The organism is Hyphomicrobium sp. NDB2Meth4 (assembly GCF_900117445.1).
Taxonomy (GTDB): Bacteria; Pseudomonadota; Alphaproteobacteria; order Rhizobiales; family Hyphomicrobiaceae; genus Hyphomicrobium_A.
In genome coordinates, this window is record NZ_FPEJ01000007.1 from 66,635 (window position 1) to 79,283 (window position 12,649).

Below are 12,649 nucleotides of genomic sequence, written 5' to 3' on the forward strand. Positions count from 1 at the left end.
CTGTTGCCGTCGGCGCGGCATTGCTGCGGGCGGGTGCATTGATATGCTTGACGTCTAGGGAGGTAATCGAGCCCGCGCCTGGCTGGGAACCGTCACGTCGAGCCGCTTATGTTGGGCGAGTTGGCTGGCGGGCACACCCCGCGGGCCCGACAAATACACCTGAGCGCGCCGCTACACCCCAAGCTGTGGATCAACTGTGCCGCTGCTCTTCGCCGCACTGTGCGTGGCCCAGAAGCAACTCCGTCGCTGGTATCCCTGCGCGGACCAGGAACGAGCGACGGGAGAAGGGGGAGCCGGGCGTTGCAAGAGTTCGGTAGGTGGGAGTTCGTCTAGTGTACTGCGTACGTGTGTTTGGCGTCGGCCTCGCCGTGGTGGCGGGCTGTATAGGGCTGGGCGGCTGTGTCGTCGGCCCTGACTACATGCAGCCGGCAATGTCGCTGCCGAATCAATGGGCGACCGCTAAGGGTCCGGCGCGCCCACCCGAGTTATCGCACTGGTGGCAGCGCTTCGGCGACCCTCTCCTGAATGCGTTGATTGAAGAAGGTATCAACCACAACCTGGACGTGGCGGCCGCGAGGGCGCGCATCCGCGAGGCCCGGGCGACGTATCGTCAGTCGGTGGGCGGCCTGCTTCCATTTGCCGACGCCGGCGGCGCAATAACGCGCTCCAAGTCGGTATCCGGACCGAGCTCGAGCGGGGCGCAATATTATACGCAGTACCAAGCGGGCTTCGACGCCAGCTGGGAAGCCGACATCTTCGGCGCCAACAAGCGCGCCATCGAAGCCGCCGCTTACGGCCTCGATGCTTCAGAGGAAGATCTGCGCGCCACCCAGCTCACCCTCATCGGCGACATCGCCTCCAACTACGTCGCCTTGCGCGGCTATCAGACCCGCATAGCCCTGGCGCGCCGCACGGCCGACTCGCAGAAGGAGACGGCAGCTCTGACGCGGCGCCAGCTCGAAGCTGGAAGCGCATCGTCGGTCGACGTCGCCCGCGCCGTCGGCCTTGCGGCCTCTACTGAGGCCAACGTTCCCGCCCTCGAGACATCCTACGCCGAGACTGTCCATCGCCTCAGCGTGCTGACGGGCCGCGCGCCCGGCGCTCTTGCCGGCCGGCTCAAACCGGTCCGCGCAATTCCGCAACCCAAAGCGCTACCATCCGCTGGCGTCCCCGCCGATGTACTCATCACGCGTCCCGATGTTCGCCTCGCCGAGCGCCAGTACGCACAAGCGACGGCCAAGATCGGCCAGGCCGAAGCCGCCCGCTACCCAAGCGTCAGTCTCACCGGCAACATCGCGACGACGGCGCTTAGCCTCGGTGATCTTGGCAAAGCCTCGACCATTGGGTGGTCATTTGGTCCATCTCTGTCCGTTCCGATCTTCCAGGGCGGCCAGCTTCGGGCCGCGGTCGACATCGCCAAGGCGCAACGCGACCAGTACTTCCTCGCCTACCATTCCGTGGTGCTCGAGGCTTTGGAGGATGTCGAGAATTCGGCCGTTGCGCTGGGGCGTGAGCGTCAGAGGAACCGCAAGCTCGCATCGGCCGCGGCCTCATATCGCGAAGCGTCCAACCTGTCGCGGCAACTCTACCAGGGTGGCTCGTCTGATTTTCTCGACGTGCTCGATGCCGAACGCTCTGCTTATTCGGCTGAGGATGCTCTCCTCGTCAGTCGCGTCGCAATCGCCACTAACTACATCGCACTGATGAAGGCACTTGGCGGCGGATGGGACGGCGAGGTCGATGGTGGGCATCCCGCGGTCGTCGACGCCAACACCGGTCCACACTTTTGGCGTCCGGCAGGGGGCGCGTAAATGTCCAAGTCCTTCCGTGCGCCCATCTGGCGCTGGCTCGTGCGCCTAAGCCTCTTCGTGGTCGTGCTAGGCGCTGCGGGCTATTTTTACTTCGGCGCCAGTTCGTCGTCCGCTTCCCGCTCGCTCTCGACAGCGGCGGTCACGCGTGGAGACGTCGAGATGACCGTTCTCGCCTCCGGCACCCTGAAGCCGGTCAAGCTGGTCGCCGTCGGCGCGCAGGTGTCCGGCCGCGTCACCTCCGTCAAGGTGAAGCCCGGTCAGCAGGTCACCCGCGGAGAGCTCGTCGCCGAGATCGATTCCATCACTCAGGAGAACGCTCTGCGCACCGCTAAAGCGACCCTCGCCAACGTCAAGGCGCAGAAGGAAGAGAAGGAAGCCAGCCTCGACTTGGCCATCCGCACCTATACGAGACAGAAGAACATGATCGCCCAGCGGGCCGTCTCGCAGGCCGACTACGAAAGCGCCGAGGCGACGGTGGCCACCACCAGAGCGCAGATCGATGCGCTCGCCGCGCAGATCATCGCCGCAGAGGTGGCGGTTGCGACGGCGCAAGCCAACCTCGGTTACACCAAGATCACTGCTCCCATCGATGGCACGGTTCTGTCGGTCGTCACGCAAGAGGGCCAGACCGTCAACGCAGTACAATCGGCACCGACGATCATCATCCTCGGTGAGCTGGAAACAATGACCGTCCGCGCAGAGATCTCGGAAGCCGACATCGTCAAGGTGAAACCGGGACAGCGCATCTTCTTCACCATCATTGGCGACCCGGATTCGCGCTACGAGGCGACTTTGGAGCAGATCGAGCCCGCGCCAGAAACGATCAAGAGCGATAGCAGTTTCAGTTCGTCGAGCAGCAGCTCGTCGACCACGTCGTCCAGCAGTTCAGCAATCTACTATATCGGCGTGTTCAATGTTCCCAACCCCGGTCATCGTCTGCGGACCTACATGACGGCGGAGGTGCATATTATCCTCGGCGAGGCCACCAACGTGCTCACAGTCTCGTCTGCCGCTCTCGGGCGCAAGAACGGTGACGGGCGCTACGCGGTGCGCGTCGTCGATCGCGCGGGTACCATTTTCGAGCGCTTCGTCGAGATCGGCCTCAACAATAAGGTCACCGCCGAGGTGAAGTCAGGTCTCGAAGAAGGCGAGCGCGTCGTCATCGCCCAAGCCAGCGCGCAGACGTCTACCTCCACATCATCTCGCCCGCCCGGGCCACCGCCAATGGGCTTCTGAATGAGCGCCGAGCCCATTATCGCGCTGCATGGTGTCAGCCGGGAATATATCTCGGGCGACACCGTCATAGCCGCGCTGAAAGACGTCTCCATCACCATCGCCCCCGGCGAGCTGGTGGCCATCATTGGCGCGTCAGGGTCCGGAAAGTCGACGTTGATGAACGTCCTCGGCTGCCTGGACCGGCCGACATCCGGCAGTTATCGCATCGCCGGTCGCGAGACCTCATCACTTGAGGCAGACGAGCTGGCAGCATTGCGCCGCGAGCACTTCGGCTTCATCTTCCAACGCTATCACCTGCTGCCTGAGCTGACCGCCCTTGGCAACGTCGAGGTCCCGGCGGTGTACACTGGCGTCACACAAAGCGACCGCCGCTCACGCGCCAAGGGGTTGCTCGGTCGGCTTGGTATGTCAGCGCGGGAGGATCACCGTCCCGGCCAGTTGTCCGGTGGACAACAGCAGCGCGTCTCTATTGCCCGCGCGCTCATCAACGATGCCGACGTCATCCTCGCCGACGAGCCCACCGGTGCACTCGACAGTCAGAGCGGCAAGGAAGTTCTGCAAATTCTGCGCGAGCTGCACAACGAGGGCCGCACCGTCATCATCGTAACGCACGATCCGTCAGTTGCGCGCACTGCGGAGCGCATTATCGAGCTGAGCGATGGCAAGGTCATATCGGATGGCCCGACAGGCGAGGTGCGGACGACCGTCAAGCCTGAGCCGCAAAACCGCAAAACACGTGGTGGGGCGGGCGTAAGCGCAATTGCCAATCGGCTGCGGCAGTCGTTTATCATGGCGATGCGTGCCCTGCAGGCGCACCGGCTGCGTACGCTGCTGACGATGCTCGGCATCATCATCGGCATCGCATCCGTCGTGTGCGTGGTGGCGTTGGGTACGGGATCGCAACAGCGCGTGCTGGAAAACATCAGCAGCCTCGGTACCAACACCTTGGAGATATTCGCCGGCCGGAATTTCGGCGACACGCGCTCGGGAAAGATCACGACCCTCGTAGTGAAAGACGCCGACGAGCTTGCCAAGCAACCTTACGCGGCCGCCGTGACACCGACAGTCTCGACTTCAAGCACGGTACGCTTCGCCGAGAACGAATCGTCGGCTCAGGTGAACGGCGTCGGCGCGGCGTACTTCGCTGCCCGTGGTGCTCAGCTCGCCATGGGACGGCTTTTCGATACAGACAGCGTACGCACCCGCGCCCAAGAGGTTGTCATCGACGACAACACGCGCAAGGCGCTGTTCGCCGATTTCCCCAACGGCGGGGTAGGGGAGGTAATCCTGATCGGTCAGGTTCCCTGCCGCGTCATCGGCGTGATCCGGCCTCAGCAGGGTGGCTTTGGTTCGAGCCAGAATCTCTCCCTCTATCTTCCCTATACGACGGTTCAGACCCGCATTCTCGGCACCACGTCGCTGCGCAGCATCACCTTGCGCGTTGAGGATGACGTCTCACCTAATGTGGCCGAACAGGCAGTCACCGCATTCCTGACGCAGCGGCACGGCACCAAAGACTTCTTCATCATCAATACCGACGATATCCGCCAGACCATCACCAGCACCACTCAGACCATGACCCTCCTGGTGGCCGCCATCGCCGTGATCTCTCTGATCGTCGGCGGCATCGGTGTGATGAACATCATGCTTGTTTCGGTTTCCGAGCGCGTGCCCGAAATCGGGGTGCGGATGGCTGTCGGAGCGCGTCAGGGAGACATTCTGCAGCAATTCCTGATCGAGGCAGTGCTCGTGTGCGTCATGGGCGGGCTTCTGGGCATTGCGCTAGCGTTGGGCTTCGGCGTCATCTTCAGCTCGCTCACCACCAACTTTGCACTGGTGTACTCGCCCGCGTCGATCATCGTCGCGGTGCTGTGCTCCAGTTTGATCGGTGTGGTGTTCGGCTATTTGCCCGCGCGCAACGCTTCTCGCCTCGACCCGGTCATCGCGCTCGCCCGCACCTGAAAGGTTGTTGCCGGTTAGTCCTGACTTGGGGAAAGCATCGTGCCCGGCCATGCGGAGCACCTGGCGTCAAACTTTACGGGGCCGGCGCACTGGTGCTCGACATCTCAATGCTAACCCCGTCGACCGACTCGTCCTCGAGCAACCAGAGGAAACTTGCGGCCTGAAACTCTAAAAACGCCTCCGCCCCGCTCCAGGAAAAATGCCCGTTGTCCACGATGATAGGGTCATCGTGGCGCGTGATCTGACACTTGCCACCAGGGCACACGAACTCGGCTGAATTGACGAAGCGCACATAGGGATGCTTGGCGGCAACATTCTGCAGCGCATCGCTGACCGCGCTCGTCACCATTAGCGACCGCTCGTTGAGTTCAGCGCACGAGGCGTCAGACGTGCTGTAAGCCCGCGCGCGATAGACGCATTCAGCCACGAGATGCCGGAACGACGGGTGAGGGCCGACCAGCAGGATCTTCGACGCGCCTCGGCTGCGCATCTGCGCGAGGGCAAAGTCCGCTTCGCGGGCTATTCGAGCAATCGCATCCCTCTCGGGAATTGGTGACCTCTCGCCTGGGGGCGCGATCATATTGAGATACTGCGGCCAGTTCGCGACCACCACGGCGCGATCCACCCGTGTCTCCGTTTGGCCCAGCCACGCGAACAGAGCATTTCTGAACGCCGCGCAACTCTGCTGCTCGTGATAGAGGATGTCGGAATTGGAGACAGGTGGACAGCCCGAGTGCCACAGCAACTGCGGCGAGAAGCCCCGCGAGCGCGCAAACTCGGCAGCGGGGGGATAAGCAACCATCGCGTAGGAATCGCCGATGAAAGTCACCGATCGGCGACCTGACGTCCTACAATCCTCCGGCGCGTCAGCGATGCCTTTCGCACCGTAGCGCGCGCATTCGGCCGGACGCTGCACCAGCCGGACCTGCAGAGCCTGGAGATCAGGGGATTTGGAACGGGCTTTGAATGTGTGGTTCGCTGCCAAACCGCAAACCAGCACGACGCCCACGGGTGCCAATGCCAGCGGAAAACGCCATTGTCTTTTCCGAATGGGCTTCTCGATGAGGAAGTAACTCGCCACGGCAAGCGCCAGGCCGAGCATCGCCATCAGGCTATCGAGCACAAGGTCGGACTCGCCCGAGCGAGTGATCCGACCGAGCGAGATCAGTGGCCAGTGCCAAAGGTACCAGCCGTAAGAAAGCACGCCGATCGCGGCGAGAGGACGCAATGACATTGCGCGCGCGTATAGGCCCTGCGGGTGAGCAAGTCCCGACGCCAGCGCAAGTACGGCTCCGGTGACGGGCAACAGAGCGAAGTACGATGGATACGGCTGCTCGCTTATAAAGACGGCCGAGAGGGCAATCAGTGCCACGCCGAAAAATCCGAGACCCGCCGTAATAGGTTTCGGTTGTGACGCAATTCGTGCGGCAATGAACCCAACGGCGCCTCCAGCCACGAACTCCCAAGCCCGAAACGGCATGATGAAGAACGTCATGCTTTGATCGCGTGCCACGAAAGCGATGCACCCGGCCAGCGAAGCGGCCGCCGCCAGCCCAGCCAGCGCGATGGCAAATTTGCGCGGCAGATATCGCCAGCCGAAAAACATCACCACGGGAGCAATGACGTAGAACTGCTCCTCCACCGACAATGACCACGTGTGCAGCATCGGCTGCGCGTCTGAGGCGACATCGAAGTAGCCCTGCCGATTATAGAAGAAGTGGTTCGACACCATCAGCGCAGACGCCTGAGCCGATTTAGCGAAGTTCACGAGCTCGTCCGAAAATAGCAGCGCGTTCCAGGCCAGAATCGAGGTGCCCGCGAGCATCGCGAGATATGCCGGAACGATCCGTCGGATGCGTCGTGCCCAGAAGTCGGCGAACGAGAATTGCCCGCTCGCGACGTCGCGCTGGATCAGCGTAATGATCAGGTACCCGGAGATGACGAAGAAGACATCGACCCCGATGAAGCCGCCGCCAAAGCCCGGAACTCCGGCGTGATAGGCGACAACTATTATGATCGAGAGAGCCCGCAGGCCATCGATGAAACTATGATAGCCGCCGCGAGCAACTCCCGGCGCACCGCCCAAACCCCGACCCACCTAAACTGACCCCCGCGCCGCAAAAAACACCGTTATGCAAAATACGAAGTAAGGTTAGATGGGGCGCAGAGCGCCGGTCAATTATTACGGAACGGCGGACGGTGGGCATTTGCAGCTAAGAGACAATAGGAGGTTGGTTTTGCGGCTGGGTGTGGCGCAGGCGTATCAGTGAGCGCGTGGGTCTCTTGGGCTCCCTCCCGCCAACCCACACCAGGGTGTGTGCCTCCAAATTCCAATGATGGCACTATTGCAGCGCCCGTTTCCGGCCGATCGGGAACGTGGGCTCTGCCTCTAGCTCGCACCATGCATCCACGGCAGTTCATCCGCTTCTTCGCGAGGCGGGGATCTCTCCTGGCGTCGACGCTCCACCGCGTCGCTCGTCATTTGCAGCGACGGTGACCGCTTCCTCAGGTGAAGCTTATGCGCAGTAAGCTCGGGCGCCGCCTGTCGATGCAATCGACCACCGCTCCGAGCATTGGGTGGTCGTGCGCGGCACTGGAGTCGCCCGCTCTCCACCGCAGAAATACCATACCAGGACAGTAGACAATGCAACCTCTGCCCGTATAGTGGCGGCTGCTCCAAACCGCGCGCCGCTTGGGCTTATCTTCACGGGGGAAGCACGCGCCTTGGAGCTGCTCGAAACCTACTTGGTCCCGCTTGCCACCGCAGCGGGCGTTTTGCTTTTTGTCTGCGGCGTCGCGCTGCTGCGCTTGTCGTGGCTCGGCAAGCGACCCGGCAACGTGCCGTACCTGATCTCCGGTTGGATGCTGATCGCTGGCGCTTTCTGGGCTTTCTTCCGAGCCTGGGATGTTGAAGTCGGCGTCGCCTATGGGTTGATCGTTCTCGCCCTGGCGGCCTATGGCATCATCATTCTGCGGCGGGAAATCCGCGTCCCCAAAGTTCAGCGCGCGCGCGAAGCAGCACTGGAGCCGGAAGAGCGCCCCACCAATTGGCCCCGCGCGATAGCCAAGGCCCTGCTGTCCATCGTGCTGGCCGGGATCGCCGCCATCGGTGTCGGCGTCGCCTTCGCCGTCGCCATGCCATTGGCAACGCATGATCGCATCGTTGTCGGTGGACTACTGGTTCCCGTGCTCTGGGGAGCGGGGATGGCCTGGACGCTCAGCGATTCGAAGCTGCTGCGCGCCACGCTGCTGCTCGTCGGTATCTCTGCCGTCGGCTACGCTGTTGCCTTCCTGCCGAAGGTGCTCGCCTGATGCATGCCCCGCTCGAAAAGGCGCGCTCACGCAAGCGCCAGTTTCTGCCCCCGCAGTTCGTGCGCGCGATGCTCGCTGGACATTCGGCCCTCGGCCTCGCATTCGCAGCGCTCATCTACATCGTATGCATCACGGGCACCGTCAGCGTCTTCATGTTCGAGCTGCAGCGTTGGGAGCAGCCGGACATCGCGCCCATCGATCGGCCGCTGACGGCTGATGAAGTTGGGGCTGCCATCAATGCGGGCTACGCCCAGGCGGTTGCCGACAAGGCCGCACACGACATGTTCGTCATGGGGCCAAGCCCGCGCGCGGGTCATAATCGCCTCATGATCAACTATCACGACCATGAAACAGGAGCGGAGGGCAGCTGGCTTGCAAGCCCATCTGGAGAACTCATCGCCCGCGCGCACGCACCGTGGACCGAGTTCGTCACAGAACTCCATACCAGTCTCCATCTGCCGCGCACGTGGGGCTTCTTTCTCGTCGGACTGACCGGGGTTGCGCTGCTGTCCTCACTCATTTCGGGAATCCTCTCGCATCCCCGCATCCTCAAGGACGCCTTCTATCTGCGCCGTGGCGGTTCATGGCGGTTGCAGGAAGCCGATCTGCATAATCGCCTCGGTGTGTGGGGACTGCCGTTTCATTTCGTCGTCTCGCTTAGCGGCGCGCTGCTGGGGCTTTCGGTGCTGATCGTCGGCGTTCTGGCGCTGGCAGCCTATGACGGCGACTCTGAAAAGGCCTTCGCGGCTATCCTGGGCCCCCGTGCAAGTGCAGACGAGACACCCGCTCCAGCACCCGACGTCCCCGCCATGATGCGCAGCGTGGAGATGCGCCTGCCCGGCGCACAATTCACCAGCGCCCGCATCGACCATATCGGTGAAGCGGGGCAGGTGGTGCACCTAGGAATGCGGTCACCTGGCCACTTGGCATTGGCCAACACCTATTACTTCAAGGGTGATGGCACGCCGCTCGGCGATGGCGGTCTTGAGAGCGGTGGCATCGGCCAGCGCATCCTCGGCCTGCTGCAACCCCTGCACTTCGGCTGGTTCGGCGGGCTGCCGATCAAGCTCGCCTATGGTCTCTTGGGCCTCGCCCTCAGTGTCATCACCTTTACTGGAGTCACCATCTGGCTGGCCCGCAAGCGCGACAAGGGCACGCCCGTGCCGCGCTGGGAGAAATTCTGGATGGGCATCGGGTGGGGGCAGCCCTTCGCGCTGGCTGCATCGGCGATAGCAGCGCTCTATGGCAGTCCCGCCATCATTCTTTATGCCTATCTGGCGACGGCCACGCTCGCGCTGCTGGTTGCGATGATCGCCGCCGACATGCACGCGGCTGGCCGCGTCCTCCGGCTGGCATGCGCCGTCGCGCTAGTGTTCTTGATTGTCGTCTATCTCACAGTCTGGGCAGCGCGCATCGTCGATCCTCTAGCGTGGGCTTTGACGGCGGTGCTGGCGTTCATCGCCATGCTGATGGCGATCCCGGCGCTGAAGCGCGCCGAAGCCCGAGCGAGCATGCTTGTGCCCGCGGCGACAGAAGGCTGAGGCTCGGCGGACTCGCTGGCAACTGTCGCTGCTCGTATGGAGATGCAACTAAGCATCGATCGCTTGCACGCAAATTGCATCGCTCCCGGCGATTGTTGCAATTGTCAGCAATCCGACATGCGCGCGTGACTTCGACGTTCGGAAGGCAACGCCCTTCCGGCGCCGAGCGCGCCATCGTCATGGTTTGCGAGCACAGCGGTGAATCTATTCTGCGTCGGCAATTCTGCATGACTTCTCCGCGCTGAGCGCAGGGCCGCAACACGAGAGGCAGCCGTGGTCGCGCGGCGAGATGACGCCCGGGCTTTACCGGCCTCCGGCATTTATGTTGCACCGCAGTGGTTGCCCCGTCTCGGCGGGCGGGCGCGAGGCACGAACTCCACAATCGGGACTAAATTCATGGCTCTCATCAATACCAAGATCAAACCGTTCAAAGCGAAGGCCTACAAGCAGGGCAAATTCATCGACGTCTCCGACGCCGACATCGCGGGCAAATGGGCGGTCTTCTTCTTCTATCCCGCCGACTTCACGTTCGTCTGCCCTACCGAGCTTGGCGACCTCGCCGATCATGACGCCGAGCTGAAAAAGCTGGGCGTCGAGGTGTTCTCTGTTTCGACGGATACGCACTTCACCCACAAAGCTTGGCACGACAGCTCCGAGACCATCGGCAAGATCAAGTACGCCATGATCGGCGACCCCACCGGCGCCATCACGCGCAACTTCGATGTCATGCGCGAAGGCGAGGGTCTTGCTGATCGCGGCACCTTCGTCGTCGACCCCGATGGCGTCATTCAGATCATGGAGGTCACTGCCGAAGGCGTCGGCCGTGACGCGCTGGAGCTCGTGCGCAAGATCAAGGCGGCACAGTACGTGCGCAGCCATCCTGGCGAAGTCTGCCCCGCGAAGTGGAAGGAAGGCGAGAAGACCCTGGCTCCTTCTCTCGAGCTCGTCGGCAAGATCTGACGCCATGCTTCCGATCCCCGCGCTCATCGCGGCGCGGGGATCACCGACCCTGAATCCGCCAGCCACTAGCGATGGAAGCTCCCCGTGCTTGATGCATCTCTGAAGACCCAGCTCAAGGCTTACCTCGAGCGTCTTACCCGACCTGTCATCATCACCGCCTCGCCGTCCGACACGCCCAAGTCGGCCGAGATGATCGAGCTTCTGCACGAGATCGCCGAACTGTCCGACAAAATCACGTTGAAAGAGGATGGCAGCGACGCGCGTCGTCCCTCGTTCTCGTTGACGGCCCCGGGCGAGACGATCGCGCTCACTTTCGCGGGCCTTCCCATGGGCCACGAGTTCACCTCGCTCGTCCTCGCACTGCTGCAAGTCGGCGGTCATCCTCCGAAGGCGGAGCCGGCGGTTCTCGACCAGATCCGCAGCCTTAAGGGCGAGCTCTCCTTCGAGACCTATTTCTCGCAGTCCTGCCAGAACTGCCCCGACGTCGTTCAGGCACTCAACCTCATGGCCGTGCTGAACCCGGCCGTGCGCCACGTCGCCATCGACGGCACCGACTTTCAGGACGAGGTCGAAGCGCGGCAGATCATGAGCGTGCCGGCCATCTACCTCAACGGCCAGTTGTTCGGACAGGGGCGCATGGGCCTTGAGGAGATTCTGGCAAAGCTCGACACCTCGGCAGCCGAGAAGGAAGCAGCCCGTCTCGACGCCAAAGGGATATTCGACATTCTCGTCGTTGGCGGCGGACCCGCCGGGGCCGCCGCGGCGATCTACGCCGCGCGCAAAGGCATTCGCACCGGCATCGTCGCCGAGCGCTTCGGCGGCCAGGTGCTCGACACCATGTCGATCGAAAACCTGATCTCCGTCCCTCATACCGACGGCCCTAAGCTCGTGCAGGCGCTCGAAGCGCACGTGCGCGAATACGACGTCGACATCATGAACCTTCAGAAGGCGAAGGCACTCACGCGCAAAGGCGACTACGTAGAGGTCGCGCTGGAAAGCGGAGCCACTCTGAAGGCGCGCTCCGTGATCCTCTCCACCGGTGCGCGCTGGCGCCAGATGGACGTGCGCGGCGAGGTGGAGCATCGCAACAAGGGCGTCACCTATTGTCCGCACTGCGATGGCCCGCTGTTCAAGGGCAAGCGCGTCGCGGTCATCGGCGGCGGCAACTCCGGCGTCGAAGCGGCCATTGATCTTGCCGGCATCGCCAGTCACGTCACGCTGATCGAGTTCGAGACGAACCTGCGCGCTGACGACGTGCTGCAGCGCAAGCTCAAGAGCCTCGGCAACGTGGATATCGCTGTATCAGCCCAGACCACCGAGGTGACTGGCGACGGCAGCCGCGTGACGGGTCTCAACTACAAGCAGCGGACCACTGGCAAAGAGCGTCAGCTCGCCCTCGACGGCGTCTTCGTGCAGATCGGCCTACTGCCGAACACCGACTGGCTCAAGGGCACCGTCGATCTGACCTCGCGCGGCGAGGTGATCGTCGATGACCACGGGGCGACGTCGCTGGAAGGCGTGTTCGCTGCCGGTGACTGCACCACAGTTCCCTACAAGCAGATCGTGATCGCCATGGGTGACGGTGCCAAGGCTTCGCTCGCCGCCTTCGACTATCTCATTCGCGCAACCGCTCCTGAAAAGCGCGAAGCCGAAGCCGCCTGACGCGCCGTCAAACTTAAGATGCATTCTAAGTTTGGTGTCGCGTCGTCTGATGTCATGCGCGCAATCGCGCAGTACGGGAAGTCGCGCCACAAGATTTTGCCGCGCGAGAGTTGCGTGCTCGGAGAGGCCACGCGCTGCGCTGTAGCGTGAAGGCTACAGTGTCGG

At 62.8% G+C, this 12,649-nt stretch carries 8 protein-coding genes; 7 read left to right on the forward strand and 1 reads right to left on the reverse strand.

What is annotated here, in order from left to right; genetic code table 11:
• Window positions 1-332 precede the first annotated feature (332 nt).
• Genes NDB2M4_RS12705 through NDB2M4_RS12715 form a run of 3 tightly spaced genes read left to right on the forward strand, consistent with a single transcriptional unit; the run spans window position 333 to window position 5,009 of the window.
• Window positions 333-1,811 carry an efflux transporter outer membrane subunit gene (locus NDB2M4_RS12705; RefSeq protein WP_072375665.1) on the forward strand — a complete coding sequence of 493 codons (1,479 nt, stop codon included), beginning with the start codon at window positions 333-335 and terminating at the stop codon, window positions 1,809-1,811.
• Window positions 1,812-3,047, forward strand: coding sequence for an efflux RND transporter periplasmic adaptor subunit (locus NDB2M4_RS12710; RefSeq protein ID WP_072375666.1), 1,236 nt, complete (start codon window positions 1,812-1,814; stop codon window positions 3,045-3,047).
• The gene (locus NDB2M4_RS12715; RefSeq protein ID WP_072375667.1) at window positions 3,048-5,009 is read left to right on the forward strand and encodes a MacB family efflux pump subunit; all 1,962 of its coding nucleotides are present in this window, start codon (window positions 3,048-3,050) and stop codon (window positions 5,007-5,009) included.
• 73 nt (window positions 5,010-5,082) lie between these two features.
• On the opposite strand, the gene NDB2M4_RS12720 is transcribed toward NDB2M4_RS12715, so the two are convergent.
• Window positions 5,083-7,107: an acyltransferase family protein gene (locus tag NDB2M4_RS12720; protein WP_083556295.1), complete on the reverse strand. Its 2,025-nt coding sequence runs from the start codon at window positions 7,105-7,107 to the stop codon at window positions 5,083-5,085.
• Between the two features lie 626 nt (window positions 7,108-7,733).
• Between NDB2M4_RS12720 and NDB2M4_RS12725 the strand changes: the two genes are divergently transcribed.
• From NDB2M4_RS12725 to ahpF, 4 genes are all read left to right on the forward strand, one after another.
• The gene (locus NDB2M4_RS12725; protein ID WP_139247254.1) at window positions 7,734-8,321 is read left to right on the forward strand and encodes a hypothetical protein; all 588 of its coding nucleotides are present in this window, start codon (window positions 7,734-7,736) and stop codon (window positions 8,319-8,321) included.
• Complete coding sequence (locus NDB2M4_RS12730) at window positions 8,321-9,862, forward strand: PepSY-associated TM helix domain-containing protein (RefSeq protein WP_072375670.1); 1,542 nt, start codon at window positions 8,321-8,323, stop codon at window positions 9,860-9,862. The genes NDB2M4_RS12725 and NDB2M4_RS12730 overlap by 1 nt, the downstream gene beginning before the upstream one ends.
• Before the next feature lie 396 nt (window positions 9,863-10,258).
• Complete coding sequence (ahpC, locus tag NDB2M4_RS12735) at window positions 10,259-10,822, forward strand: alkyl hydroperoxide reductase subunit C (protein ID WP_072375671.1); 564 nt, start codon at window positions 10,259-10,261, stop codon at window positions 10,820-10,822.
• 84 nt (window positions 10,823-10,906) lie between these two features.
• A complete protein-coding gene (ahpF, locus tag NDB2M4_RS12740) occupies window positions 10,907-12,484 on the forward strand; it encodes an alkyl hydroperoxide reductase subunit F (RefSeq protein ID WP_072375673.1) in 1,578 nt (525 codons plus the stop codon).
• Window positions 12,485-12,649: the final 165 nt, after the last annotated feature.